Source organism: Bradyrhizobium centrolobii (assembly GCF_001641635.1).
In the GTDB taxonomy this organism is placed as follows: domain Bacteria; phylum Pseudomonadota; class Alphaproteobacteria; order Rhizobiales; family Xanthobacteraceae; genus Bradyrhizobium; species Bradyrhizobium centrolobii.
In genome coordinates, this window is the sequence record NZ_LUUB01000079.1 from 295,603 (window position 1) to 321,194 (window position 25,592).

The following is a 25,592-nucleotide window of genomic DNA, read 5'->3' on the forward strand; positions in this document are numbered from 1 at the left end:
GTTCGATCCTCGTCGGCCGGAAGAATCCCCCGCCCCTCGAAAAGTGGGGAGGGGGACGGCTTAACCTCAGACGTAGACCTTCTTGAGCTCAGCCTCGGCCCACTTCACGGCATCCTCGGCCGGCATGCCTTGGACGGCCTTTGCGTACATATCGATGATGATGTACTTGGTTACGACCTCGGCTGCCTTCCGCGTAGAGGGCCCTTCGTAGCCAGCGAAGCGCCCTGTGCGTGCCGCTTGCTTGTAGGGCAGCATGATCGGGTCGTCGTCCCACAGCTTGTGCTTTTCCCAATCCGTGGTCGGGCCGACCGAGAAGCCCTTCTGGGAGACGAACCACTTGTCGTAGACGTCCTTGGAGTGAATCCAGCCAAGGAATTTCTTCGCGGCATCCTGGTTCTTCGAATAACCCATCAGGAGGTTCGAGAACGGGACGTGATAGCTGAACTGCCCGCCGGGGCCCTTGGGCAGCGCGGCGTGCAGGATGTCGTCCTTCAGTTTCCCACCTGTCTCCGTCTTGTAGGTATCCGGCTTGCGCAGAGCCTCGATGTAGATCGAGGCGCCATTGAGAGTGGCGCTGCACGTCCCGGACAGAAAAGCGCGGTTGTTGTTGGAATCGTCCCAGGCGAGTCCGCCTTCATCGTGGGCGTCCTTCCAGAAGCCCACCATGAACTTCACCGACTCGACCGTTGCCGGGCTATTCAGCACAACCGTCTTGCCGTCTGCTTCGACCTCTTTGCCGCCCCAGGACCACAGGTAGGGGTAAGCGAAGGAGGGCGCATCGCCGAAGGTGTGACCCAGCGTTTGGCCGATGGGCCGTCCCTTTGCCTTCAGCTTCTTGCCGGCCTCGCGATACTCTTCCCACGTCTGGGGAAATTTTCCATCCGTGTAGCCGATCTCGGCAAACCAGGACTTTCGGTATGCGATCTGCAGGCCGACGATGCACCACGGCACTGCAATCCATTTCTTGCCGTCATTGGCGACAGCGCGGGATGTTTCGTAGAAGCCGCCCTGGCTCTTGCCGAGCGCCTCAGCGAGGTCGCTGACATCCATGACGCTCTCGCCGTAAAGTTGCCCCCAATTGTTGAGGACGCAGACGACGTCGGGGCCTGACCCCGACTGGATCGCCGAGGTGACGCGGGCCTGGATATCGTTGGCGTTGATGGTCTCCAGATTGAGCTTGATGCCGAGCGCCTTCTCGCACTCCTTGGCGATCTCGTTGCGCAGAAGCTGATCTGAAGCCGGAACGAAGTCGGTCCAGCGCAGCCAGTGCACGGTGGAGGCTTGCGCATAGGCGGGTGCCCTGCCGGTCGCCAGGATGCCGGCCATGCCGCCCACAAGCGCGGTACCGCCCTTGAGGACATTGCGTCGGGTTACTGTCGTCATGCATCCCTCCCTCGGTGTGTCTGAGCTGATGCTCCGGCCGGTCTTACGCCGGCTTGGAGTACCTTTCAGTCTATCGCGTCTCCATGGTTCAACGTTTGCGCGGTCGCCTGCGCAGTACGTTGCCTCGATGATCATTGGTTGGTGTTCCACTCGCAGCGCCGTGGTGGCGAGTGCGCCGCAACATAGAGTGAATTCTGCGCAGAGCAGCGGCGGGATTACAGCGCTCGCAACGGCAATGGCGATACGACCGGCGGCCTGGATCGTGTCGGCACTGCACCCAGCGCATGAACACTACCGTCATAACGGTGCCTCCCGCGCAGCGACGGTATTACCGTGGCCAAGCGGGTTTTCCCCGTCTTAATATTCCCCGTCTCACCTGAAGTTCGGTACCGGAAGCTGGCGCGGCGTCATTGTCGCCCGTCACAGCAGGAAATCAAGTGCTAAGCTTGACGCGGCGGCCACGGTGTCACTTCGTGAGCCGGCCAGCTCCCAAAAGCATCGAAGCTGCCACGTAAGATCGTTTGATCTGAGGCGACTACAGAATTGCCATGGCTCTGTTTGGGGGGCGCTGCCGATTGACGTGTCTCCTTTGGGGCAATCGCGCCAGGTCGCCGGCGGGTCCGAAGGGCGCTTCGCGCGCTTCATTCCTTTCCTCTGGGGATCTGGTCCTTCACCAAACAAGCAAGCCGGCAGCAAAGAGTCAGCTGGCGCACCCTGGACAATCGAAAGGATGGTAGCCGCGAGCGGGGGCTACGACCTTCCGGCCTTCGACAACCTCGCGACGCACCAGGTCCTATCGGCCGCCGCCCAAGATTGCGATGCAGCGGGCCTCCAGTTGGAACCTAATCGCGACATTAGACGTTCGTTTATGCGAATGAGCAGCGCCGTCGCCCCGGCGCAGCAAGCGCCGAGGGCGAGGCGCTGAGCTGTGCTGCTGGGAGGGATGCTCATGAGACTCACTCTTTCGGTCATCAAGGCTGACGTTGGCTCCATCGGCGGGCATACGAAACCATCTTCACGTATGATGGCCGCTGTCGAGGGCGAGGTCGCGAAGGCGATCTGCAATAATCTCTTGATCGACGGTTTTGTCTGCCACACCGGCGATGACATTGCGATCATCATGACGCACACACGGGGCGAAGGGAGCTCCGAGATCCATCAATTCGCCTGGAAGGCGTTTCTCGCGGCCACTTCGGTTGCGAAGACGTCCGGTCTCTACGGCGCCGGCCAGGATCTTCTTGCAGATGCACCTTCGGGAAACATTCGCGGTGCTGGCCCGGGCGTCGCCGAACTCAGCTTCGACCACAGCCTCTCTGGGGCGAGACCCGCGGAATCCTTCATGGTGTTCGCCGCCGACAAATGCGGCCCCGGCGCCTACAACCTGCCACTCTACCTGGCCTTCGCTGATCCCATGTATTGCGCGGGGCTCATGCTGCCCCCGATGATCAAGGGATTCCGTTTCCATGTCATCGACATGGATCACACGGCGGGCGACAGCGTGATCGAACTTGACGCGCCTGCGGACAATTACCACATTGCCGCGCTCCTCCGCGATAACGAGCGCTTTGGCATTGATCGCATCGTTTCTCAAACATATGGCGAGGTTGCCGTCGCCGTGTCGGCGCAACGTCTTCACGCAATCGCAGGCAAGTACACCGGCAAGGACGATCCGGTCGCGATCATCAGGAACCAGGGAATTTTCCCGGCTCCCGAGGAGATCATCTCGCCCTTCGCCAAGGCACACTTCGTGGGCGGGGATGCACGCGGCTCGCACGTGATGCCGCTGATGCCCGTGCCGCTCAATACGCCGGTGACTGGCATGTACTGCCTGCCGATCGTTTCCTGCACCGGCTTTTCGATCGACAAGGAAGGCCGTTTTTCGGAGTCCTATACCGACTTTTTCGATAACCCGGCGTGGGACGAGGTGCGCCGGCGCGCGCAAAGCAAGGCAATCGAGATGCGCAGCCAAGGCTGGTCCGGCGCTGCGATGCTGCCCTATTCCGAGCTGGAATATGGCGGCTTCCGCGACACCGTATCCGCGCTCCTGAAGCGTTTTCGGCTGCGCGAGGAGCGCAAGCCGGAAGCGGCCGAGTAGCGAACGTGTGACGCGGGCGCCATTGCGACATGCCAATGCTGGGAGGTGGGCATGGCGAGAAAACGCATCGGCATTCTCACCGGCGGCGGCGACGTCCCCGGCCTCAACGCAATCATCAAGACCGTGACCTATCGCGGCAGCGAGGACGACATCGAGGTCGTCGGTCTCCGCCGCGGTTGGGAGGCGCTCACGCATCTGAATCTCGACGACCCCGCCAGCAAATCGCACTACCTCATCCCGCTCAACCGTGAAAATACGCGCATCATCGACCGACGCGGCGGCACCGTGCTGCACTCGAGCCGCACCAATCCCTCCAGAGTCAAAAAGCTGCCCGGTCATCTCCTTGGTCAAGACCCTCCGGGCTCGGAGAGTGCCAAGGGCGGCATCGCAACCAAGACCTGGGATCTCACCGGCCAGGTCCTGGCGAACCTCTCCGGGCTTGGCCTCGAGCACCTCATCGCCATCGGCGGCGACGACACGCTCAGTTATGCGGACAAGCTCGGCGGACTCGGCGTCAAGATCATCGCAATACCGAAGACGATGGACAACGATGTCCGCAACACCGAGTACTGCATCGGTTTCTCGACCGCGATCACCCGCGCCAGCGATGCTATCCAGCGGCAGCGCACGACTGTCGGCTCGCACGAGCGAATTGGCATTTTCCGCATCTTTGGCCGTGATGCCGGATTTACGGCGCTCTATACCGCATACGCGACCTCGATCCGATGCGTGATACCGGAGTACAAGGTCAATCTGGACAAGCTGATCCAGTTGCTGCGCGAGGAGAAGCGCGCCAACCCAAGCAACTACGCGCTGATCGTTCTCAGCGAGGGAGCGGAGTGGGATGGCTACAAGGCGCAGGAATACGGCGAACCGGATGCGTACGGTCACCGCAAGAGGGCGAGCGTAGCCGAAGCGCTTGCCGACGAGATCAAGCAGCGCGCCGGCGAGGAGACTATCGTCTCTGATCTCACCTACGACCTGCGGTCGGGCGATCCTGATTTCATCGACAAGCTGGTCGCCCTGACTTTCGGCAACATGGCCTACGATGCCATCCTGGAAGGCAAGAGCGGTCTGATGTCGGCGCTGGTCGAGGGCCGCTACGACCTTGTGCCGATCCCTGACGCCAGGCTCGGGCCGCGTAAACTGGACGTCGCCAGCTCATACAACACGGAGCGCTACCGTCCTCTCTATTCCAACAAGCGGGGGCTGCCGATCTTTCTCAACCGCGCAGGAAGCGGACGTGAGCCCGGTTGACGACGAATCGCCGTCGGCTGGGGCTGTGAACGACAAGGCCCGCCAGCTCGAGCGGGCGGGCCTACTCCGTCTGATTAAATGTTCTGCTTTGTCGACGGAGGTTAGTCCTCAAAACCCACAGGCCGCATATTGCTTTCTCGCGAGCCGAAAGTGCGAGCCCACTTCTACGAAGTCCACGTCGAGACATTGGTTTCCTCGACGATATTCGCCGAGGCCTTCGCATCGAAGATACTCAAGATTTATTCGCCAACGGTGTTCGCTCGGCAAGTAGGTGGCAAAGTCGTGCTGCGCCGCGGGAGGTCCCTTGCAGATTCCGACGATGTAATGCCGGACGTCCGGGGGCAGATCGTCTATGTGGTGAGAATCCCAAATATCATGTTTGTTGCCAGCACTGCCTTTGGAAATTGCCGGCGGCTCGCTCAAAAGCAGAATGCAAAGGGCTATCAACAGGGGCCGGACTGCCATCTGACCCTCCAGCTAAAGCTGCTTATTTTTTGCGTTGCTTACAGCTTTGGCAGTGTGATCTTACGGCGACCAACTGACGGGGACCTTACAGAGCGCGCGGCTGCGATCTGCACTCGGCGGGCATCTCCCTTTTACACCGGCCAGGCAGCAAGAATCTGCCAAATGACCAATGGCACCGCGATGCCCCGCTCGAGCCGGCGGATCACCGGTCGGTATGGGGGATCTCGTAGCGCTCCAGCCGCTCGACGGCTGCCTGTTGCTCGTGACGTCCCAACCACAGGACGAAGAGGATCAGCGAGCCGCCTAAAGCAGCCAGGCCAAAAGCAAGCTGCTTCATCCCGTTTGAATGCGCAGCAGGGGCCGACGTTCCAGCGTTTTCCAGGAGGCGCCGCTCCGGTCCCGCGCCCCATTTGATCAGGACGCCCGCGAAGGCGGCCTGCCGCTACCAGCGCACGTCGGGCATGGCCGAAAGAGGATCTGCTGGGTTGGCTGAGGTGACGTCGTCCTCGGCTCGTTGCCGGTGCCGAAGCAGGTTTCGCAGCCTTTGAATTGCTCGCTCATTTTCATCTCCGTTGACTCGAGACGGGCTGCCTCGCGGGAGATCGAGCGCCAGCAGGATCGTCTCAACAACGTACCAAAGCCCCTGACGCGGGAGTCGCCACCGGAGTCTGATCGGCCGCATGGGGCACAATCAGAAGGACGTCGACGAGCTCACGATCGAATCTGCTGGCGCGCAGCTCGGCTTCCTGGCCGTCTGAGAGTCCACACCCGTTTATTGGCCATGCGTTGGACACGGCGGAGGAGGCGAATGTAAGTGATCGATTTAGTTGGCGCTCCCTAGCGGAATCGAACCGCTCTCTCCACCGTGAAAGGGTGGCGTCCTGACCGATAGACGAAGGGAGCAAACGCAAAGCCCCGCCGCTTTTCGCGGCACGGCCGTTCGCACGGCTTAACGTTACGACGGCAAGCCTTTCGGGAACTGGCCCCGGGGCACCGTGCCGAAGCCCGCACGAGTCGTGCCGGCGGCTTGCAGCGGGCGAACGTATAGTGGCCTTTCAGCCTGTGGGCAAGCCATTCGGGAACGCTCTTTTGGGGCCGGTGGACAGGTTGAGCCCGGGGCTTTTCGGAGCCAATTTCAACTATTTCTTAGGGTTCCCTGAGATAGCGCTGGAACGGGAGTACTTCGATCGATGCCACAGCCCAAGAAGCGCGCGGCCCGCAAACTGCTGTCGCAGCATGCCTGGATCACGCTCGACGGCGGGTTCGCCGCACGGCATTGCCTGGTGCAGGACATCTCGAGCACCGGTGCGAAGATCACGCTCGACGAGGACGCGAGTCAGCTCCCGGGCATCATCCGAATGGCGTTCGCGCGCGATGCGCGCACGGGGCAGCGCTGCCAGGTGGTCTGGCGCCGCGGCAAATCGGCCGGCATCAAGTTCGTTTGAAGCCGGCGCGCTGCCCGATGGCGTCCGGCGCGGGTCCGGGCTACAAGGCATTGGATGCGAACCTCGGTCCTCATTTTCATCTGCTTTGCAGCGACATCCGCAGCCGCGGCAGAGACCTTGCGTCTTCCTGCTGCCGAGCAGCCGCAGACCAGCAAGACCTTGCCGCTGAAGGGAGCGGCCGGGACGGCGAAGGCGAATTCTTGCGCCTCTTATGGCCGGGGCTTCGTCATGGTCGAGGCCACCGGAACCTGCGTGAAGATCGGCGGCGCGATCAGCGTCGACGCGACGATCCGGCGCTAAAGGATGCCGCCGGATCTCCTGCGGCTCGACATCCTCGTTCCCGTGCTGATGTATTGCGCGCTGTTGTGGTGGGTCGGCCGCGGCGTGAGCTGGGCCGCGCGGCTTGCTACGGCCGCCGTCACGCTCGCGCTGGTCATTTGCGTGCTGCTGGTCGAGCGCGGCTGGCGTTAGCCTTCGTCCAGGCTCAGGACATCGGCGGCGCGACATGCTGGGCGAAGCCGGGGCGGCGGCCGAGCTCCGCGAGCCAGCGCGTCAGATGCGGCTGCGCGGGCCTTGAGATCCCTTCGACGCCGAGCCAGCGGCGCGCATAGGCGCCGATCGCGATATCGGCGAGCGTGAACTGATCGCCTTCCATGAATCGCCGCGTGGCCAGCAGGCGATCGGCGATCGCCCAGACTTCGGCCGCCGCATCGGCGTCCTTCTGGACCTGGATCATGTCGCGCTCCGCGGGCGGCGTGCGCACGATCCCCCAGAACACGGGGCGGTCGACCGGCTGCACGGTCGACAGCGTCCAGTCCAGCCAGCGGTCGACGGCCGCGCGCATCTTCGGCGCCTCCGGATAGATCGGCGTGCCGCGTCCATGGGCGAGACAGAGATAGCGCATGATCGAGTTGGATTCCCACAGCACGAAGTCGCCCTCGACCAGCGTCGGGATGCGCGCATTGGGATTCATCGCAAGATAATCGGCTTCGCGGGTGCGGCCGTACTGCATGCCCGCGTCGACGCGTTCATAGGGAAGGCCGAGCTCGCTCAAGCACCACAGCACCTTCTGCACGTTGACCGAGTTGGCGCGGCCCCAGATCGTCAGTTGCGGCTGTTGAGTGTCCGGCACGTTGCTTCTCCCGCAGCAATTGGCTTTGCGCGGGGTGATAGCGGAATTTCGGTTTTCGAGCGTCGGCGATTGCGCCGTGGCCCTCATGCAAAAAGCTCCGCCTGAGGCGAAGCTTTCATGCAGCACTCGTCGGCGCGATCAGTGGCCGAAGAACAGCCACAGCAGAATGATCACCGGTATCGGCACGCCAAGCAACCACAGCAACGGCCCTCTCGCCATTGTCTCCTCCTCCAGTCTCCTCATGGCAGGGAGAACGCGAGGGGGAAGGGCTTGTTCCTGAGGGCGTGCGGCGCGTGGGGCGTCTTACCAGTGGCCGGTATTGGGCATCGACAGCCAGGGCTCCTGCGGCGGCTTCGGCTCGCCCTTCTGAAGCAGCTCGATCGAGTGCAGGTCGGGCGAGCGGACGAAGGCCATGTTGCCGTCGCGCGGTGGCCGGTTGATGGTGATGCCGGCCTTCATCAGCTTCTCGCAGGTGGCGTAGATGTCGTCGACCTCATAGGCGAGATGGCCGAAGAAGCGGTCCTCGCCGTATTTCTCCTCATCCCAGTTGTAGGTGAGCTCGACCAGCGGCGCGCCGCGCGTCGAGGGCTGCTTCTTCAGCGCTTCGAGATCGTCCGCCGAGCACAGGAACACCAGCGTGAAGCGCCCCTTGTCGTTCTCGATCCGCCGCACCTCCTTCAGGCCCAGCGCATCAGAATAGAATTTCAGCGCGACATCGAGATTGCGCACGCGCAGCATGGTGTGGAGATAACGCATGTTTCTTGCTCCCTTGGACAGTCGGAGGGTTCTTGTTCGGGCCGGGGCCGGTGGGAGCATCAAATAGCAGCAAAACGCGACAAGGGGCAGGGGGTGCGTGCGCATGTGCGTGAGGCGTGTGATGCTTCCAGAGCAAGGATGACGGGCCGTTCAAGTAAGCCGATCGCTTAGGAACAAACGAGTATCGGCCGCGTTCGGCTTGCATGACTTGCCCACAATGCGCCAAGCCGATGGCGGCAAACTCAACGAACACATTCAAGTGCGAGCCCTGTCGCGAGATCGTCATCGTCTTTGCAGTCGTCTCGAAATTCCTCCCGCCAAAGAAGTAACAGGACGCAGCTTCATCGATCGTTAGGAATTGCTCCGTGACGATTTCTTCGATTCCGATTCGTTCTTCGAGAACGAAATGGAATTGGAAGCAGAACAAGTCGTGGCTGTTGATGTCGACCTCGCGTGTTTGCCTGAGCCAGCCAGCGTGATGCTTCGCACAGAGCTAGCGATGACGTTTGCATCAGCTGCGTCGGCAGCGGCGCGTGCTGGATTTCTTTCTAGCGATCCAAACCAGTTGTTAAGAGGTCGTCCGCGCCGATTTCTTCGATTCCGATTCGTTCTCAGAGAACGAAATGGAGTCGAAGCTGGAACAAAACGGTCCGCCGAGCTGCCCTAAACCTTCCCGCCACCGTCTCGACGCTCGCTCCGTCCGGCGATATCGTCGCCCTCGACGGCGGGCGCAGCCATGAAGAACGGCCTTTACTCCATCCACATCTACATGCTCGACGGTGTGAAGGGCCGCGACAGCGGGATACTGGTGTTGCGCGACGGGGTGCTGCTCGGCGGCGGGCCGTATTTCTGGTCGCGCGGCTCGTACACCGTCGGCAACGGCACCTGGAAGGGCGAACTCGCCACCAACCAGCACTCGCCGTTTCCCGATCCATTCATCCGGCCGCTGTTCGGCGGGCAGGAGGTTACGAGCGGCTTTTCCGGGACGTTCAGTGATGACGGGGCCGAGGTGTTCGGTACCGTGCTGGTCGCGGGCTCTCGTAGCCTGAGCTTTCGCGCGACGTTGAAACGGCTTGCCGACATCTGATGCGCGCGATGGCGCGGAGTCCTAACGAAAGCTTTCACGAGAGGCGATAACGCTATTCGGTTAGGTTAAAAGTCCAATCGCGTTGCAGTTGCGGCGCTTTGCGGTAGGTGTGTCGGCAAAGACAAGCAAGAAACAGCTTTGCCATGACTTCGTTTTCAGAGACTCCGTTTTCAGAAACGTCCTTCTTTCAGGGTGACAGGCACACCTATCGGCGCGTAGCCGTCGTCGGCACGCTGTTTTGCCTCGCTTTCGTGGTGATCAGTTTCTCGCTGCGCCCGCAGGCAGAGGACGTCCATGTCCTCGTCAAGGCTGACCGGCTGGTGCGCACCGCAGGTCAGGCCGCGCACACGAACTAGCGTTTGTCGCCGCAGATGTGATCGTCGCCGGAAGCGCGAGGACGCCACGCCCCGCGCGTGGCGAGCGCGAGGAAGCCGGCATAGCCAAACAGGTTGAGCAGGACTTCAAGCCACGGGGGCATCTCGGGCCTCTTGGCGTGATGAACAGCATCAACGCCGTCGCCAGGCCCCTTGTTCCCGGCACGCAACAGGGAACGCCCTTCAGATCTTCGAGGACGGATCGAGCCGGCGGCCGAGGTTTGCCACCGTCTCCGCCGAGGGAGACTCCGTCTAGTCTGCTGCCATCTCCCTCCATGAAACTGAAAACCCCGCCAGCATCACTTGGATACTGACGGGGCTTCGTGCTCTCGCCTCAGTCGGATGGCGGAGGCTGTCGCACTTGTGACCTGAACGCCGGGGGCGCGATGCCGTTCCCATCGTTCCGACATTTTTGTGTGGGCCGTGGTTCCGCTGCCCTGCGCGCTAGCGCGCAACCACCACAGACCCTCGGCGTTATCTCGCCAGACGCGAAGGAGGAGAATGCATGATGAAGAAGACACTGGCTGTTTTGGCCACGGCAGCGACCGTCGGCGTGACCGCGGTCGCGGCACCGGCCCCCGCGCAGGCACGCCACATTGGACCGGGCCTTGCATTCGGTCTGGCCGCCGGCGCGATCACGGCCGGCGCCATCGCGGCGTCCCATCCGTACGGCTACTACGGCCCTGGCTACGGCTATTATGAAGGCCCGGGCTACTATTACGGACCGGGTCCGTACGCCTATTACGGCGGGCCGGGTTACTACCGGCACCGCTACTACCGCCACTACTGGTAAGCGAAAAGCCCGGAGCGTTGCTCCGGGCTTTTTCATGCGCGGCGATTTTGACGTGATGTCCTACGGCCAGAGCGAGGGCCGTTCCACCTTCCGGGCGTTCTCCAGCGTGGACACGAAGTATTCCTCACGCTCACGCTTGAACTTCTCCTGCGTGGCGCGGAAGGCCGCTACACGTGCGGCAATCTCATCGCGCTCGCGTGCTTTGCGTTCTTCGTCTTCGGTCATGTCCATTCCCTTTGTTCACTACTGAACTCAAGCACTGCCGCCGCATCGCGTTGAGTCGCATCTGCAGTATGCATTGGCACTTCTGATTCTGGCGTCAATGGGGACGAGGCATTGCAGGATTGTGATAAGCGAAGAACGGAAAAATCTGCCGACCGCATCTCGCTGCGCGGTGGATAAGAGCGTCAACAATCTTGTCGCTTGTCTGTTCCGCCGCTAGCCAAAAAAAAGGAAATCGGGGAGCTGCGATGGCGAAAATCGATCTGGACTCACTGAGCATCGAAGAGCTGGCGGAGCTGCGCGAGCGCGCGAATGCAAAACTCCTGGAGAAGGTCGCTGCGCGTCAGGCCGAGCTCGAAAAGCTCTCCCAATATGGCAAGCCGCCGAAGAAGGCCGCGCTTGCACCGGCGGCGCCGAAAGCGCGCAAGAGCGACGAGGCGGCCGCCGCACCGAGGGACAACGTCGCGACAGCGGCTTGAGGCGCGCCTGCCGCGAAGGCAGCACGCACCATCCATGGATCACGGCAACGTCCGCTCCCGGCATGCTATAGAGCCATGCTCGGAAAAACGGATGGCCTGCCATGATTGCATCGGATCTTCGCAGCGGCGTTGAACGGCTCGGCGACATGATCGCCGCGGCAAAGACCATCGTGCCGTTCACCGGCGCCGGCATCTCGACCGAGTGCGGCATACCCGACTTCCGCTCACCCGGGGGCTTGTGGACCCGCAACCGTCCGATCCCGTTCGACGAATTCGTCGCAAGCCAGGATGCCCGCGACGAATCCTGGCGCCGGCGCTTTGCCATGGAAACGACCTTTGCGGCGGCGCGGCCCGGACGCGGCCATCGGGCGCTCGCCTCGCTCTACCGCGCCGGCAAGATTCCCGCGATCATCACCCAGAACATCGACAATCTGCATCAGGCCTCGGGTTTCGCTCCCGACCACGTGATTGAACTTCACGGCAATACTACTTATGCGCGCTGCATCGGATGTGGGCAGACCTATCAGCTCGACTGGGTGAAGAGCCGCTTCGAGGTCGACGGTGCCGCGCCCGATTGCACCGTATGCGACGAACCGGTGAAGACCGCGACCGTTTCGTTCGGCCAGGCGATGCCGGAGGATGCGATGCAGCGCGCAACGGAGCTGTCGCAGACCTGTGATCTCTTTATCGCGATCGGTTCCTCGCTCGTGGTGTGGCCCGCCGCGGGTTTTCCGATGATGGCGAAGAACTGCGGTGCGCGTTTAGTGATCATCAATCGCGAGCCCACTGAACAGGACGACATCGCTGATCTCGTGATCCGTCACGACATCGGCGAAGCACTCGGGCCCTTTGTCGGTAATTGAGGCATCAATTTGATTCGCGGCCGTGCAAGCTGTTCATAGGTTCCGGCGAATCTCTTTTTTGTCTATGCCTCGCAACCGGGAGTGTTATCTTTTGATTCGAAAGATTCGCGTCGCGTCTTACTGGGAAGCTTCTCGATAGACGCGTGATTCGACTCCGCCGCTGAGGCGGGTTGCATGGCAGGTGTGGGGTCCGGGGTTATGGGGTCGTCGGACGGATTTGAGTCCAAGAAAGTCGGAATTCCTGCGTCGGGCGGCGCGTCGCCGGGCCGGCATGCGCCAGGCGAACTCGGCGGCGTTGGTCGCGATCCCGCGATCAATCCCTTCACCGGACTGGGCGAAGCCAGCGCCAACCTCGTCGAGGTCACCGGCGTCATCAAGTGGTTCGACGCCTCGAAGGGCTACGGCTTCATCGTTCCCGACAATGGCTGGCCGGACGTGCTCTTGCACGTGACCGTTCTCAGGCGCGACGGTTTCCAGACGGCTTATGAAGGTGCCCGCGTCGTCGTCGAATGCATCCAGCGCGCCAAAGGCTACCAGGCGTTCCGGGTGGTCTCGATGGACGAGTCGACCGCGATCCATCCGGCGCAGATGCTGCCGCCGCGCACCCATGTCACGGTGACGCCGACCAGCGGGCTGGAGCGCGCCCAGGTCAAATGGTTCAACCGGCTGCGCGGCTTCGGCTTCCTGACCTGCGGGGAAGGCACGCCCGACATCTTCGTGCACATGGAGACGCTGCGGCGCTTCGGCATGACCGAATTGCGGCCCGGCCAGTATGTGCTGGTCCGCTATGGGCCGGGCTCCAAGGGCATGATGGCGGCCGAGATCCATCCCGAGTCCGGGTCGCCGGGACTTTCTTCTCACTAGAAGGCTGGCCTTCTCACCGGAAGACTGTCGTCCTGCTGGCGGCTCCAAGGCCGCCAACTCCCGCAATCGTGAGCAGGGGCGCGCGTCCGCACCGGGCCGCGCCATCTGGTTTTTGTCACGATCGCCGCGTAAGGATGTTCCAGTCCCACGCCGCCAGGCCATGAGTGCCATCCCATGCGTTTTGATCGAAAGGCCGCCTGGTTCCTTGCCAGGAGCTGGCTCGCCGCAGTTTTCGTTGTTGCCGTCTTCGTGGTCGCGCCCATCCGCGCCGCCAGCTTCCAGCCGCTCGAGATCGTCACGAAGAACGGCGTGCAGGTGTTCTCGGTGGAGATGGCGACCACCGAGGAGGAGAAGCAGACGGGCCTGATGTACCGCAAGGAATTGGCCGACGGCAAAGGCATGCTGTTCGACTTTAATCCCGAGCAGGAAGTGTCGATGTGGATGAAGAACACCTACATCTCGCTCGACATGATCTTCATCCGGGCCGACGGCCGCATCTTGAGGATCGCGGAAAACACCGAGCCGCTGTCGACCAGGATCATCTCGTCCCAGGGGCTTGCTCGGGCCGTCCTGGAGGTGCCGGCAGGGACGGCACAGAAATACGGCATCCGGCCCGGCGACCGCGTCGCCCATCCGCTGTTCGGCGGCAAATAGGGGCGGTCAAGAGCCCGCTATTGCCGCCTTGCTGGAGCCCCAGGAAGCGTGTATCGACGGGGCTCGCCGGACATTCGGGGTATAGCGCAGCCTGGTAGCGCGGCAGTTTTGGGTACTGCAGGTCCGCGGTTCGAATCCGCGTGCCCCGACCAAAAGCACTGTAAAATCAACAACTTAAGAGAAGCAGCTGATTTTTGGCGCGACAGTATTTCGTACTGCAGGTCGTGCGCAGAATCCCTCGTAAATTCTAGTGCTTTCCTCGCATTGGCATTCAGCAGTGTCACCTGGGGACCCGCTAGGGACCCGTTTTCTATTTAGCTGCGTCCGCGTACGAGGACGCGCAAAGGTTCTGCGGGCCTGATCTCATTCTGAATAAGATCCGCTTGCCATTGCAGGACCTCGTCCAAGAAGAAGCCGACCCGCATTGGAGCGATCGAGTACATTTTAGGGAAAGTGCCTTCCTTCACTTTCCGCTCAAGGGTCGACCGACTGATCGGTACTCTCCTCAAGACGTCCCTGATTGAGATCATTTGCCGCACAGCCGATGCCCTGTCGGGTGTGTCCGCTCTTTCCATTGTCGTCTCCTAGCTTGTCCGGCTTCGTGCCGGCGCCGTGGGTTGATCACTTCAGCCCAACGCAATGAAATTGAGTCCACAAAATATGTCGACTATGGACCGTGGTTTTATAAACAGATCGCCTCATCCCCATGGATGGTCGGCGGCTTGTTGCTTGGAATCTTCGAAGGCATCGCGTCGAGCAGGGCCTTTCGCAGGAGAAGCTCGCTGTCGATGCCCAAATAGATCGTACTTATGTGAGCAGCCTGGAACGAGGGCTCGAGAATCCAACCGTAGTTGTTTTGGATAAACTGGCGTCGGCTCTTTCGATTTCCATCGCGGATTTGTTTCGCACGCCATCGCGAGGGGAGCGACCGCCCAAGCCATTGGTAGCCGGACGGCGCGGCAAGCTGAAATCACAATGACGGACGCCTAGCACCAACTCCTGCCTTCCGTTTTGAAGCAGTCTAGAGCGTGTACTCATAAACAGTCGATGTCTGCTTTATGGGGTAAAGCGGAAACGCACCAACGGCACTGGGATGTCGCCTTTTGACCCGATTCGGACATTCGGCTTGATCCAATATATTTGAAACAAGCACTCCGCCATTTCTCTCACCTCGTAGGGTCGCAATCTCTCGAGCCGACTTGCCTGACAACCGAATTTTGATCGTGTCACCTCAATTCCTCGATTGGCGCTCCTGAAGAGCGAGGTGTCGATTTGAGGCCGCAGGTGTCGTAGCAACTCGTGACTTTTCCGCCGAATAGCCAGTGTGTCGGCACACGCGGCGCGAAGAATCCCGGCTGGCCGAACATGATTGCTGTGAGGTACCGGCCAGCCGGCACTGGCGCTTTCAACCTATTTCGCCGCTGCGATGCGCGGCCATTGATCCATCTGCACGCGGGTCAAAAGCTTGTAGTTGCCACTTGAGGGGCGGAAGATCGATGCTTCGCCTTCCTTGACGTCGAACCAGTCCTTGCCCAGTGCTGCGATGATATTCGGCTGGTGCGTGATGAGGATCGTGACGGTGTGAGGCTGGGGAGGCGTCGCAATCATCCTCCGAAAAGCCTCGGCGCGCCGGTTGTTTTCGTTTGGCGATACGATAAGTCCGCCCTCGGTCAGGTCCGTTGTCTTTTCAATGTCCTTGAAGCCGGCAATGACGGCAGTCTCGTAGGCGCGGTTGTATTTGCTGGTGTAGACCTTGCCTACGGGCACCCCGGCCTGACGAAGGGCGTCGCCGAACGCCTTGGCCAATGCCTTGCCCTTGTCGTTGAGATTGCGCTGAGCAGCAATGTTGTCGAAGTTCAGCGGATCGGTATCGGTCTGATCCGGGAAGGTGGCGCCGTGGCGAACGACCATGACGAGATCGCCCGCGCGCAATGCTTTCGCGATCTCCGCATCCTGAAGGCTCGCTTGCGCCAATGCCTTCGGCGTAGGAGCCGCGAGCAGGGTGAAAATGCTGACGAGAGCTGCCGCTGCGGCAATCATCGATTTATTCATCGCAGACATAATTGCTCCTCCTTCAAAACGACCTGCGCCCATGCGCCAAGACCGATCGAGAGTTTGTTTTATTCCGCCTCACTGGCAGTCGGCCGCGGATTGGTTCGCCCACACCAACCGCCTGCGAGTTCCACGGCAACATCCGCTGCAGTACGCCATCGCGCAAAATTAGCCGATGGAACAGCGCCGCTCCCGCGTGGAGACCGATCAGCGCAAAGAGCGCATTGGCGCCAAACTCATGAGCCTTCTCGAGCAGATGACGAATCGCGTCATTGGGCTCGAACAGCGCCGGCGCTTCCCAGATGAAGAGGTCAAACGGCGCGCCGCGGAGCAGAACCCTTCCCAGACCCGTGATTGGCTGGACCAGGAGCAGCGCATAGAGGCCGTATTCGTTGGCCTTGGCGATGGTTTGTTGCAGTCTCGGCATGCCTTCCGGAAACGGCGGCAGATAGGCGTAATTGTGCAGCCAGACCAGCCGCGTCATGCTAACGGTCCAGATCAGCACGCCAGAATTTCGGTGCGTGTCCAGAAGGGTCGCGGCAAAGCTGCTGTTGTGATCGACCATTTGGCGTAACCACGCGCTCGAGAATTGAACTGCAATCAGAAGCACCGTAAACCAATGCAGAATGATGCTTGTTCGATCGAAACGTCCACTTGCCGGAGGTGTGGTTTTTGCCTCTTCCCTTGCGGATTCTGAACTTTGCATCATGTCGATTGCTCCAGGCATTGGCTCGCGCACAAATCAATTCACTGCGTGGATGACCCGAGAGATTTGGATTTTTCCTTGCTCCGAAGTTTCTCGGCGAGCGGGCCGTTTTGGAGCGGGGAACCGAGAAAGAGCGGGCTCAAGACATCGACTCGGCTCTGTCGAACGCGAGGATTGCGGCCTTGTCATTGGGGTCGCCCTTTGTTCGAACAGTTCCGCAAACGATATTCGTCACGTCATCAACAGAGGCGACCGATGGGCTGAATTTCTATCAGAAGTTATGACCGCGATGTTCAGCAACCTCGGCATACACCGCTGATCACGCGATCGATTCTCGCGTTTTCCTCATCCAAAGTTTGCTCGAACGAAATTGACGTTGGAATATCGGCCGCTTGCGGCTGGCGGTGACCGACCGGCGCCGACCAAGGCTTGGTCGAGGTTTCGCATCCGCGCGGTAGCCAGATCGAGGGAGCTGGAGCGTTTGCGGATGTCATCGATGAATTCGGACAAGCGCTTGAATCATAGATGGCGGCCTGAACCGGTGTCGATGATGCGAACATGATCGATAAGACAGCGGCGGTTCCAAGCAGTGAAAGATTAGTCATCGTCTGTCTCCCGAAAGTTGCGCGTTCTTCGTAACGCCTCCGCAGGAGACTCCCGTTTGAATCCGTTTATTCCTTCGAACACGAATTGTTTGACGCCATGCACTTCGGGTACGGGATCATGATTCAAGGACTTTCTGGCGTTCGAAGGAGACTCGATGATGGAAAACGCCCTCTACTGCCTGTCGCTACAGTTCTCTACTTGGCTCTGGCGCTGCGGGCGTGGCTAGATCTGGCTACGACGGGTCGGGTAATCTTGTTTTCGTGATGAGACGTGAAGAACAGCTAGCTTGTCGCAGCAGCCGCTAACTTCAGATGTGCCAAAGCGCGTTGCGCCGCTATTAACTTGTGTGGTTAGCTCCATCCTGTCGGGCCGTTTGCAACGCTGATCAATCGTCCTCAGGAGGGGCCGAGCACAATTGGCGTTGGTGGCACTGTGGGCCGCAAATGAAGGAAGATGCGCAGGGGCCGGGAAGGTCGCGACTTCATCAGAAACTGACTGCTAGTCTGGTTATGGCCCATCAGCGAAGTGGCGGCGCGCCTGATTGACGTCCGCTTAATTGGGCATAGCCGACTAGATTTGCTCACGTTGAGTTCTTCGCATTTTGACCACCCGTTGCGGAAGTCAGCGGGGTCTCATTGACGGGTGATGTACGACTAACTTCTCGCTCAATCGGCGCTCATCAGCTTGTCGAGATCAGTGGCGATAATCTCGTGAATTCTCCATCCGGCGTTGCTCTTGTGAAGCAGGTAAGTGAAGCCAGACCGCTGCATTTCTGTGCCGTCCGTTTTCATGCGAATTGCGACGGTGCTGTACAGCGCCGTCGTTGAATTCAGCAGTTTGACGCGGTGGTCACCCAACTTCGAGTGTGAATATCCGCTGGGCTTAAGACTCGCCACAAACTTATCAAAAAACGCCTCAACGTCTGCGCGGGTCGAAAGCAGGACGACATCGTTCGGCAGAATAATCAAAGTTGGTTCGCCATAAAATGCTGATGCCGCCGCAGAGTCGCGTCCAAAGGCATCGTAGTAGCCGCTAAGGACTTTATGAATGGCTTCCTTTTCGTTGACCGACGTGGTGTCGGGCGGAGTCGCCTGTGCCAACTGGACTGAAACAGGTCGATCGATACTCCTGGGCGCCTCGGCTTGGGTTGGCTGTGCAACGGAAGACATTGTTATCCCCAGACCTGCAGTTACAAGAAGCGTCGCCAGCAGGGTACGCCGCGAAGTCGCGCGCGCGTGAACGTTCGACATGTTCGCTCTCCTGTTCTGCAATGCTGCTGTTGAAATCGGGGCTTCGGCCTGTCGCGAGGGTCGCAGCCCGCGAAAATAATGCTACGCCAATTGCGCGAGGTACCCGGAAGGGGCCGAGATGTCCGCTCAGGCCCATCAGCGAAGTGGCCGCGCGCCTCGTCGAGGTCCGGACACGGGGGTATAGCGGACTAGACTGGCTCACCTGAGTTCTTCGCATTTTGACCCATTAGCCGACAATGCACCTGCGCCCCGCAAACGAGAGGCACCAAAGTCCGCACTCAAGGAGATCGTTTTGTGAGGCGCCTCTCGACTGCCTGGCGGACGGCTTCGTAACCATAGCCTGCGCGGCTGGTGATAAGATCGTTTGCGCGATCAAGGAGGGGATCTTCGTGTATCGTGTCGGCGTCAATTGCACGCAGGGCGACAGCGATCTCAGCGGCTCCGACCTCGGCGAAGGCGGATGCGGTCTCTTCCATCCACTGCGGAAAGTAGCGATCGAGGAAAGAGTCAATCCCCTCCATATCGCAGAGAACCTCTGCTTCCGATATCAGGTATACAAGGCGCTGATCAGCGTCTAACGCGCCAATTCCCCGACCGTCCCGTAGCGCGCGTGAGCCCACCTCAATGGCGGTGTTGATGAACGCATCTGGGTCGGCGTTTCTCAATTGAGCTCTCCTCTCGCCGCCTTCTTCGGTCCACTGTTCGTAGCGATCCGCGAACCCTCGCCAGCCTAGCGGTTAATCTTGCACTTGTCCGCAATTGGGCCCGTTTGAGACACCCCGACTGCCCACGAAAAAGTCGGTTGTTCGGGGAAGACCGGAAGTGCGAGGTTGACAGACAAAGCGGCGCTAATGACCCAGAACTGCCATCGTCAACGACCGTGCATTGCGACGCACCATCCCGCGAGTGCGATTACGTGGCATTGCCATCAACCGCAAGCGCGTCAAACAACCGACACTGCGCGGCACTGGGTCACCCTCGCGACGCCACGGCGTGGCGAAAATACCCAGATTGGAGCTGTGGTTTCGACTGAATAGCGGTATTCTCAGCCGGCGTCGCGCCTGGGAGCACTCGGCTGCACGCCCCGCCCTGATGCCCTGGTTGGTACACGACGCCTCGGCGCGCACACGTGCGCGGCTGAGTAAGCGCAATTCCAACGCATAACAATGATGGGAGGAGAAGACATGGCGCGCATCACGCGACGTAGAGTTCTCAAATTGTCCGGAGCCGGACTTGTCGCCGCAAAAACCGGCGGCCTTGCTGCCATCGTAGCCACTGGACTCGCACCCGCCTACGCGCAGGGGACGAATATTCATTGGCTGCGCTGGGCGGATTTCGTTCCGGCTTCCGACGTGCTGCTCAAAGGACAGATCACGCAGGAATGCAAGAAGGCGACCGGCATCACGCTCAACGTTGAAACTATCAACGCCAATGATCTGCAGTCGCGCATCACATCGGCGATCCAGTCGCGAACCGGAGCCGACATCACCATGGCGTTCGGAAACTGGCCGCAGCTCTATACCGAAAGCCTCGCCGATGCCGGTGACGTGGCTGAGGAGATCGGCAAGGCCCAAGGCGGCTACTACGACGTCTCCAAGCTCGTCGCCACGGTCGGCAACAAATGGATCGGCGTGCCGTGGGCTATCGTCGGCGGGCTGATCGCCTATCGCAAGTCGTGGTTCGAAGAGATTGGGTACAATACCTTCCCGGAAACCTGGGACGCGTTGCTCGATGCCGGCAAGAAACTCAAGGCCAAGGGCCGGCCTATCGGCCAAACCGCTGGACACACGTTCGGCGATGCCCCGAGCTGGTGGTACCCGTATTTGTGGTCTTGGGGCGGGAAGGAGGTCGAGGCCGACGGCAAGACGGTGGTGTTGAACAGCCGAGAAACCATCGAATCGGTCAAGTTCGCAGTTGGTTTCTGGAAAGACACCTGCGACGAGGGTGGGCTCGCTTGGGACGACACCAACAACAACCGCGCCTTCCTGTCGGGTACCATCAGCGCCACTAACAACGGCGCCTCGATCTACATTGAAGCCAAGCGCAAACCCGAGGCGTATCTGACCGAGAAGGGCGCGCCGATGTGGAACGACATCCTGCACGCGCGCATCCCGAAGGGTCCCGGCGGACAGTTTAACCTTCCAGGTCCCTTCACCGATATGCTGATGGGTTACTCCAAGAACCAGAAAGCGGCCAAGGATTTCCTGCGCTGGATGCACTCTAAACCGGTTTTTGCGGAATGGTTCACCTCGCAGCAGGGGTATGCCGACGGCGCTACCAGGGATTGGGAAAAGGACAAGGTATGGGAAGTCGATCCCGTCCTGCTGCCGTTCCGCGATCTCCCGCCGTTCGGCCGGTTGCCAGGATATGCAGGGCCGCCCAATCGCAAGGCCGCCGAAGTGGTGACCAAATACATCATCACGGACATGTATGCGAAGGCGATCCAAGGTATGCCGGCCGAGGACGCGGTGAAATGGGCGCATGATGAGGTCGTCAGTGCTTACGCGTAAGCTAATCTACAGGTCGTCCAAGGCAGCGGTGGCGCAGCCGGATACGACGATGCCGACATGCTCAACTTGACAGGAGGTGCGCCGGTTGTCGCGCCGACGTATAGCGTCTACCCTTGCTTGATGTTTCAGCTGTTGGCTGATCTTGTGTGCGCCCAGAACGGATCTGCTCAGGACAGCTGGCGGACCGGGTGCACACACCTGCAACCTATGCACGGTGTTTGCTGCGCTGCATGAGTCAGCAGCTGGCCCTTAGCCGTCATGACCAAGCGCGCCTCCCATGTCCGCTTCCGAGGGTAATGCGGACATCGTCGGCGGGCGGATTTATGGGTAGTCGCGGGGAGCGGCCCCGAGACCACTGACCGGAGGCCGGCGTGCTAGGCCGAAGTAGGGCGCAGCGCGGAATTGATCTTCGAGATGAGATCGATCCACTGTTTCCGCTCGGCTTCCTTTAGAGCAGATGCTGTGTTTTCCCTTGTCCAGCGAACGTACGCTTTCGCAAGCCGATACTTGGAGAAGTCCGCGATCTCGTCCGAGAAGATGTCGACGATCGGTCGATTGGGTTGGGCAGTGGCTTTCGTAGAAACATTCCATCCAAGTTGGGCCTTCGCGATTTCGACTAGCGTCTCTCGCAAAAGATCTTCGATCTCCGGCGCCTTAGCTGCGCCCGTGTAGACATCTTGAGTTCGCAGAATCCGCTTGTTGCCCAGCTTATGAATGAGAATTTCTTGCTTAGCAGCTTGGTCTCCGGCTACGTCGGAGTCGAGGAGCGCGGCGACCTTGAGATTATGGGCATGCAAGATTGTCGCAAAGTAGACAACCTTGCTCGCCTTGTTTGCGGAGATGAGTGCAATATTTCGATCGAGATCAGCGATCCCTGCATCGCGCAGCAAATCGCTCGTTGCTTCCAGATACCAAAAGTCGGTTAGGCCTTCGAGGATAAGGTTTCTCTGCTGGGCAAAAAGGCTTTGGGCCAAATCGTAGCCTAGCGCCTCCTGCAGTGGTAGTAGTGATGCCGGATCGTCAGCCATGACCTCGGTGTGAACCTTCGTTCCCACCCTGCGATCAGTCATTTCAACGACACGCACCAAATCGAGTTCGTCAGGTCCGACAAGAAACGGCGAGTGCGTTGTGTAAACTGTCTGATTGGATTTTGCCAACCGGGAGATTGTGTCGCGAAAATCCCGCTGCTTGAGGCCGTGCAGACTAAGCCCCGGCTCATCGAGCAATAGGATCGCGTTCTGATGTTTATCCGCGGCTTCCGCAAAGAAGACGACGAAGAATGACACCAGCCATTGGAAACCCTCGGAGCGTTGATCCAATTCGATTTCGACGCCGAGCGAGTCTTCCACGACTACCTTGAGATATTGGCCGTCGGCAACAATTCTGAGTCGGTCGGCTTCTGCGCGCTCCGGATTGGGGTTCCAGACAGAGCGGATTTCTTCAGTGAGCTTCACGCTTGCGGCATTGAGCTGATACTGGCGTTTATCGAGTTGGTCCCGATAGGCCCGCATCGCGTCCACGTCTTGAGCTGAGGGTTCCTTTGCCTTCCCGAGATCGGAAAGCTCGCGAGGCGTAAACCCCAGGAGCTTTAGGAGACAAAGGTTTCCGTAGTCGTATTGGACGTCATCCAAGATATTTTGTTCGACCCTGCTCGCGAGATGGTCGAGGTGAATGATCGGCCTGACCCTGAAATAGTTGCTGAACAAAACAAAAATTGGCAAGCGTTCGCGGAGCAACTTGAGCGTTTCAATCCTTCTGCCCGCAATTTCGCAGGCTTCTTGAAGCTTATTAAATCGCGCTGTCTCTTTCTCGTTATCCTCGTCAACATATTTTAGGTTTGCGTTCAGCCATGCGTTCAATTTGGTGCTGTCTTCGCCTCGAAGGACCAAGTCATTCTGCCAGCTTGCCGTGAACTCGTTGAGTAGATCAGTCGGCTTCTTTTCTGGCGCTGCCCCTTCGGCTGGAACAAGGACACGGTCGTCCATGTGGGAGGAGAGGCGGATGAGATCATTTTTCAGACCCCCATAAGTCTTCAACTGCGGCCCACCATCCAGGCGGTGTGACCAGCTATTATCCAGCCTGCGCCAGGTCGTATATGTGCAGTCGTGAAAGTCGGCGTGAAGGGCCTTTTTGTCGTCATCCTCGAGTGCGAACGTTGCAACCACGACGTTGCACTTGGCGGGATCAACCTTTTTGGTCGTGATGTCATTGTAGCTTGCGCGCGGATAATCTCGCAGCGTATCGAATTTTGGTACGTCTGCTGGCGGATTGATCTGCTGTAGCGCGCGGAGGATTGCGGTTTTCCCAGCTTCGTTTGGGCCGACAAAGATTGTCTTCGAGGGCTCTAACTCAAACTCGGTCGAGTCGCGCACACTCCTATAGTTTATAACTTGCGCCTTGATCAGCTTCACAGCCCCCTCCCGCCCACTGGATGTTTCCCCATCTAGGTACAACCCGAGCTTGGGAGATTTTGCAAGGGCTTGCTCATTACGCTCCCCAATCGGGCTTGCATCCGTCTCCCGTCAGGTCGCGCGGCATCCAAAGGGCTTGGACGATGAAATCCGAAGCGGTTCGCCTGAGCCGTCAAAATGCAGGTGCCATCCAGCAGGCGTGGAGGGTGCAGCCTGTAATCTCACTGCAGGTCTTCCTTGGAAAGGAGGAGTTCTGGGGACCCGCTGGGGACCTGAACTTGCGACACTGTTTGCATTCGTATGAACAAGGTGACGAGGTGGAACTGAATTAAATCAACGGCTTAGCGTTTGCAGGATGTCTCAGCATGACCACTGGAATGCAAATGCAAATGTTTTGGGTACTGCAGGTCGTTGGTTCGAATCCAGCTGCCCCGACCAGTCCCGACGTTGATTTTCCTTCGCATTTTGCTGCGCGTGACCAGCCCTGGCGCGCGAGTTCAGCCAAACGTTCCGGTGGGCTCAATATTGCCTGTTCCACCAGTCATCGACGTAGTCCTTCCAGCGCCTGATGCGGTCGAGCTTTGCGCGTGCGCCTGAACTACCGCTTCGGCGGCCCGGTCATCGCGAAGTCCTGAGCGAGCGGGGCCGCCGTTGGTTCGCAGCCGGCGGCCTCGATCTGCCAGGTCCTCGATTGCTTACATTGCCATATTAGCTTTTCCGCGTTTCTGTCGCCTGATCCCGCCGTGCCCCGCGTTGAAGGGAAAGGGCGGTTCGCACAAATCCGTGCCGCGCCCGTCGAGGTTTCCTTCAGGCGAGGTTTTCATGTCGATCAGTGCGATTGGCTCATTCACCACGGCGGCGGCGACGTCCCAGTCGACCGCCTCAACGTCCTCCTCAGCGACTCCATCGTCGTCGTCAACGTCAGCAGCCTCGTCGACGTCGGAGACATCGTCGACATCGGCTGCGTCATCTTCGCAATCCGCCGGCGGCAGCTCGGGCACGGGAGGCGGTGGCGGCAGCTCGGCCAAGACCATCGTCAGCGAGGTCTCCACCACCGTCAACGGGATCACCACCACGACCATCACCTATTCGGACGGCACGACCGAAGTCGAGACGTCCGTCAGCGCGCAGGGAGGTCAGAGCAATCAAGGCCAAACCTACAACGCGCAAGGCGCGCTCACCGGCAATGCCAACAGTGCCTCCAGCGCGAGCGCCGGCGTCTGAACGAGGCTCGATCGCAGGCACTAGACGCACGCGCGGGTGCGGCCTTGAACCCTTGGCGTTTGTTCTCCGCGCGTCGCGACTTCTGCGCGATTTTTCAAGGAATTGGCGCCGTCTGACCAGGCGCGGAATTCGCGCGCTTCATCGAACCTTTGAGCGTCGGTGCAGACACATGGGTGTTGGGGATTTCAGCGCCCAATGCCTAAACGGACGCCGCCAAGCGATGATATTCCGCTTGCGCGGCGTTGCGCTTTTCAGCCGCAGCGCAGGTCAGCTCGAGGCGTACCAGCCCGCAGGGAACGGGATTAGCGGCCAAGCGGGATAATTGTCGTTGGCGGCTTTCGGCAGTCTATCGGCGCCGGGTTTGACGACCGGGATGGGCGGCGTCGAAACGATCGTCAGATGCAAACATGCACATTGCAACTTCATGGTCATAGATCCAGGCAATGCGTCTTAACGAATTCAGTCGAAGCCCGAAATCGCCGCGCCCTCAAAAACGGCGCGCTTGCTCTCAAATTGCGCACGCAGTCTAGAAAGGATGGGCCAGCGGTTCAACCGGCGAGGCGAGCTACCCCGGGTCAGTAAGGTTGACCGGTTAGGTTAAGGGCGAGCCTTTGTTGCGCCGACTTTCCTGAGCGTTATCAATCGGTCACGGCTCGCGGCGATGGGGCCAACCGGCTCGTCCAAGATCACATTCGCCGCGGCATTTCGTTTCGCGCGAGTTGTCCGTCATGACCTTCGATATGAACCCGAGAAACCTCCATCCACGGTCCGGCTGGACTGAGATCTGGCACCTCTGGACGGTGATCGTGCCGCGGCGCTCGATCAACGGGCAGCTTGTGTTCGGCAAGGTCTGGCGCCGGCATGACGGCCGCGACTGGATCTACAAGAAATTCACCGAGTACAACGACGAAGAGGTGGCCTGAGCCGGCCGGGTCGGCCGACAGTGGTACGCTCGCGGCGGCTC

General features: G+C 60.0%; 30 protein-coding genes and 2 tRNA genes. 16 read left to right on the forward strand and 16 right to left on the reverse strand.

Annotated features, from left to right (window positions below; genetic code table 11):
- Positions 1 to 66: 66 nt before the first annotated feature.
- Positions 67 to 1,383 (reverse strand): ABC transporter substrate-binding protein, encoded by a 1,317-nt coding sequence (locus tag AYJ54_RS27730; protein ID WP_063703921.1) that lies wholly within the window; start codon positions 1,381 to 1,383, stop codon positions 67 to 69.
- Between the two features lie 949 nt (positions 1,384 to 2,332).
- On the opposite strand from AYJ54_RS27730, the gene AYJ54_RS27740 reads away from it, so the two are divergent.
- Both AYJ54_RS27740 and AYJ54_RS27745 read left to right on the forward strand, forming a co-directional pair.
- Positions 2,333 to 3,478: a fructose-1,6-bisphosphatase gene (locus AYJ54_RS27740; protein WP_063703925.1), complete on the forward strand. Its 1,146-nt coding sequence runs from the start codon at positions 2,333 to 2,335 to the stop codon at positions 3,476 to 3,478.
- 51 nt (positions 3,479 to 3,529) lie between these two features.
- Positions 3,530 to 4,735, forward strand: coding sequence for a 6-phosphofructokinase (locus AYJ54_RS27745; RefSeq protein ID WP_063703927.1), 1,206 nt, complete (start codon positions 3,530 to 3,532; stop codon positions 4,733 to 4,735).
- Positions 4,736 to 4,843: 108 nt separating this feature from the next.
- On the opposite strand, the gene AYJ54_RS49805 is transcribed toward AYJ54_RS27745, so the two are convergent.
- From AYJ54_RS49805 to AYJ54_RS27750, 3 genes are all read right to left on the reverse strand, one after another.
- On the reverse strand, positions 4,844 to 5,200 hold the full coding sequence (locus AYJ54_RS49805; RefSeq protein WP_136623966.1) for a hypothetical protein: 357 nt from the start codon (positions 5,198 to 5,200) through the stop codon (positions 4,844 to 4,846).
- A 202-nt stretch (positions 5,201 to 5,402) separates the two neighbouring features.
- Positions 5,403 to 5,537: a hypothetical protein gene (locus tag AYJ54_RS53530; protein WP_283808709.1), complete on the reverse strand. Its 135-nt coding sequence runs from the start codon at positions 5,535 to 5,537 to the stop codon at positions 5,403 to 5,405.
- A 491-nt stretch (positions 5,538 to 6,028) separates the two neighbouring features.
- Positions 6,029 to 6,103, reverse strand: a tRNA-Glu gene (locus AYJ54_RS27750).
- Between the two features lie 287 nt (positions 6,104 to 6,390).
- Between AYJ54_RS27750 and AYJ54_RS27755 the strand changes: the two genes are divergently transcribed.
- The 3 genes from AYJ54_RS27755 to AYJ54_RS49810 are packed head-to-tail and all read left to right on the forward strand — an operon-like array spanning position 6,391 to position 7,116.
- Complete coding sequence (locus AYJ54_RS27755; protein ID WP_063703928.1) at positions 6,391 to 6,645, forward strand: PilZ domain-containing protein; 255 nt, start codon at positions 6,391 to 6,393, stop codon at positions 6,643 to 6,645.
- 54 nt (positions 6,646 to 6,699) lie between these two features.
- Positions 6,700 to 6,945, forward strand: a complete 246-nt coding sequence (locus AYJ54_RS27760) for a hypothetical protein (protein ID WP_063703930.1) — start codon at positions 6,700 to 6,702, stop codon at positions 6,943 to 6,945.
- 3 nt (positions 6,946 to 6,948) lie between these two features.
- Positions 6,949 to 7,116, forward strand: a complete 168-nt coding sequence (locus AYJ54_RS49810; RefSeq protein WP_136623967.1) for a hypothetical protein — start codon at positions 6,949 to 6,951, stop codon at positions 7,114 to 7,116.
- A 13-nt stretch (positions 7,117 to 7,129) separates the two neighbouring features.
- On the opposite strand, the gene AYJ54_RS27765 is transcribed toward AYJ54_RS49810, so the two are convergent.
- On the reverse strand, positions 7,130 to 7,777 hold the full coding sequence (locus AYJ54_RS27765; RefSeq protein ID WP_063703932.1) for a glutathione S-transferase family protein: 648 nt from the start codon (positions 7,775 to 7,777) through the stop codon (positions 7,130 to 7,132).
- A 303-nt stretch (positions 7,778 to 8,080) separates the two neighbouring features.
- Complete coding sequence (locus AYJ54_RS27770) at positions 8,081 to 8,533, reverse strand: VOC family protein (protein ID WP_063703933.1); 453 nt, start codon at positions 8,531 to 8,533, stop codon at positions 8,081 to 8,083.
- A gap of 736 nt (positions 8,534 to 9,269) precedes the next feature.
- On the opposite strand from AYJ54_RS27770, the gene AYJ54_RS27775 reads away from it, so the two are divergent.
- Positions 9,270 to 9,620 carry a GrlR family regulatory protein gene (locus tag AYJ54_RS27775; protein ID WP_063703935.1) on the forward strand — a complete coding sequence of 117 codons (351 nt, stop codon included), beginning with the start codon at positions 9,270 to 9,272 and terminating at the stop codon, positions 9,618 to 9,620.
- A 143-nt stretch (positions 9,621 to 9,763) separates the two neighbouring features.
- Complete coding sequence (locus tag AYJ54_RS27780; RefSeq protein WP_063703936.1) at positions 9,764 to 9,976, forward strand: hypothetical protein; 213 nt, start codon at positions 9,764 to 9,766, stop codon at positions 9,974 to 9,976.
- Here AYJ54_RS27780 and AYJ54_RS53535 read toward each other — a convergent pair.
- On the reverse strand, positions 9,973 to 10,098 hold the full coding sequence (locus AYJ54_RS53535; protein ID WP_283808710.1) for a hypothetical protein: 126 nt from the start codon (positions 10,096 to 10,098) through the stop codon (positions 9,973 to 9,975). The genes AYJ54_RS27780 and AYJ54_RS53535 overlap by 4 nt on opposite strands.
- A gap of 404 nt (positions 10,099 to 10,502) precedes the next feature.
- Between AYJ54_RS53535 and AYJ54_RS27785 the strand changes: the two genes are divergently transcribed.
- A complete protein-coding gene (locus AYJ54_RS27785) occupies positions 10,503 to 10,787 on the forward strand; it encodes a hypothetical protein (protein ID WP_063704275.1) in 285 nt (94 codons plus the stop codon).
- Positions 10,788 to 10,847: 60 nt separating this feature from the next.
- Here AYJ54_RS27785 and AYJ54_RS51440 read toward each other — a convergent pair whose 3' ends face one another.
- Positions 10,848 to 11,012: a hypothetical protein gene (locus tag AYJ54_RS51440; protein ID WP_162832225.1), complete on the reverse strand. Its 165-nt coding sequence runs from the start codon at positions 11,010 to 11,012 to the stop codon at positions 10,848 to 10,850.
- Between the two features lie 245 nt (positions 11,013 to 11,257).
- Between AYJ54_RS51440 and AYJ54_RS27790 the strand changes: the two genes are divergently transcribed.
- The 5 genes from AYJ54_RS27790 (at position 11,258) to AYJ54_RS27810 (ending at position 14,021) form a co-directional block, all read left to right on the forward strand.
- Positions 11,258 to 11,488, forward strand: a complete 231-nt coding sequence (locus AYJ54_RS27790; RefSeq protein ID WP_063703938.1) for a hypothetical protein — start codon at positions 11,258 to 11,260, stop codon at positions 11,486 to 11,488.
- Between the two features lie 101 nt (positions 11,489 to 11,589).
- The gene (locus AYJ54_RS27795; protein WP_063703940.1) at positions 11,590 to 12,351 is read left to right on the forward strand and encodes an SIR2 family NAD-dependent protein deacylase; all 762 of its coding nucleotides are present in this window, start codon (positions 11,590 to 11,592) and stop codon (positions 12,349 to 12,351) included.
- A gap of 198 nt (positions 12,352 to 12,549) precedes the next feature.
- The gene (locus AYJ54_RS27800) at positions 12,550 to 13,215 is read left to right on the forward strand and encodes a cold-shock protein (protein WP_063703942.1); all 666 of its coding nucleotides are present in this window, start codon (positions 12,550 to 12,552) and stop codon (positions 13,213 to 13,215) included.
- A 174-nt stretch (positions 13,216 to 13,389) separates the two neighbouring features.
- Positions 13,390 to 13,869, forward strand: a complete 480-nt coding sequence (locus AYJ54_RS27805; RefSeq protein ID WP_063703944.1) for a DUF192 domain-containing protein — start codon at positions 13,390 to 13,392, stop codon at positions 13,867 to 13,869.
- A 75-nt stretch (positions 13,870 to 13,944) separates the two neighbouring features.
- Positions 13,945 to 14,021 (forward strand) — tRNA-Pro (locus AYJ54_RS27810).
- Positions 14,022 to 14,183: 162 nt separating this feature from the next.
- Here AYJ54_RS27810 and AYJ54_RS54105 read toward each other — a convergent pair.
- On the reverse strand, positions 14,184 to 14,444 hold the full coding sequence (locus tag AYJ54_RS54105) for a helix-turn-helix transcriptional regulator (RefSeq protein ID WP_082905879.1): 261 nt from the start codon (positions 14,442 to 14,444) through the stop codon (positions 14,184 to 14,186).
- Between the two features lie 131 nt (positions 14,445 to 14,575).
- Between AYJ54_RS54105 and AYJ54_RS47865 the strand changes: the two genes are divergently transcribed.
- Positions 14,576 to 14,848 (forward strand): helix-turn-helix domain-containing protein, encoded by a 273-nt coding sequence (locus AYJ54_RS47865; protein ID WP_082905880.1) that lies wholly within the window; start codon positions 14,576 to 14,578, stop codon positions 14,846 to 14,848.
- Positions 14,849 to 15,279: 431 nt separating this feature from the next.
- On the opposite strand, the gene AYJ54_RS27820 is transcribed toward AYJ54_RS47865, so the two are convergent.
- The 5 genes from AYJ54_RS27820 to AYJ54_RS27835 form a co-directional block, all read right to left on the reverse strand.
- Positions 15,280 to 15,930 (reverse strand): histidine phosphatase family protein, encoded by a 651-nt coding sequence (locus AYJ54_RS27820; protein ID WP_063703947.1) that lies wholly within the window; start codon positions 15,928 to 15,930, stop codon positions 15,280 to 15,282.
- A 13-nt stretch (positions 15,931 to 15,943) separates the two neighbouring features.
- Positions 15,944 to 16,630 carry a cytochrome b gene (locus AYJ54_RS27825; protein WP_161491915.1) on the reverse strand — a complete coding sequence of 229 codons (687 nt, stop codon included), beginning with the start codon at positions 16,628 to 16,630 and terminating at the stop codon, positions 15,944 to 15,946.
- A gap of 290 nt (positions 16,631 to 16,920) precedes the next feature.
- Positions 16,921 to 17,232: a hypothetical protein gene (locus AYJ54_RS52805; RefSeq protein ID WP_245329148.1), complete on the reverse strand. Its 312-nt coding sequence runs from the start codon at positions 17,230 to 17,232 to the stop codon at positions 16,921 to 16,923.
- A gap of 666 nt (positions 17,233 to 17,898) precedes the next feature.
- Positions 17,899 to 18,483 (reverse strand): DUF6841 family protein, encoded by a 585-nt coding sequence (locus tag AYJ54_RS27830; protein WP_063703951.1) that lies wholly within the window; start codon positions 18,481 to 18,483, stop codon positions 17,899 to 17,901.
- 278 nt (positions 18,484 to 18,761) lie between these two features.
- Positions 18,762 to 19,148, reverse strand: coding sequence for a DMP19 family protein (locus AYJ54_RS27835; RefSeq protein ID WP_136623968.1), 387 nt, complete (start codon positions 19,146 to 19,148; stop codon positions 18,762 to 18,764).
- 519 nt (positions 19,149 to 19,667) lie between these two features.
- On the opposite strand from AYJ54_RS27835, the gene AYJ54_RS27840 reads away from it, so the two are divergent.
- Positions 19,668 to 20,993, forward strand: a complete 1,326-nt coding sequence (locus AYJ54_RS27840; protein ID WP_063703954.1) for an ABC transporter substrate-binding protein — start codon at positions 19,668 to 19,670, stop codon at positions 20,991 to 20,993.
- A 374-nt stretch (positions 20,994 to 21,367) separates the two neighbouring features.
- Here AYJ54_RS27840 and AYJ54_RS27845 read toward each other — a convergent pair whose 3' ends face one another.
- Both AYJ54_RS27845 and AYJ54_RS50860 read right to left on the reverse strand, forming a co-directional pair.
- Positions 21,368 to 23,404, reverse strand: coding sequence for an AAA family ATPase (locus tag AYJ54_RS27845; protein ID WP_063704277.1), 2,037 nt, complete (start codon positions 23,402 to 23,404; stop codon positions 21,368 to 21,370).
- Between the two features lie 695 nt (positions 23,405 to 24,099).
- A complete protein-coding gene (locus AYJ54_RS50860; protein WP_063703956.1) occupies positions 24,100 to 24,486 on the reverse strand; it encodes a hypothetical protein in 387 nt (128 codons plus the stop codon).
- An 870-nt stretch (positions 24,487 to 25,356) separates the two neighbouring features.
- Here AYJ54_RS50860 and AYJ54_RS27855 point away from each other — a divergent pair.
- Entirely contained in the window at positions 25,357 to 25,551 is a 195-nt protein-coding gene (locus AYJ54_RS27855) for a hypothetical protein (protein WP_063703957.1), read from the forward strand.
- Positions 25,552 to 25,592: the final 41 nt, after the last annotated feature.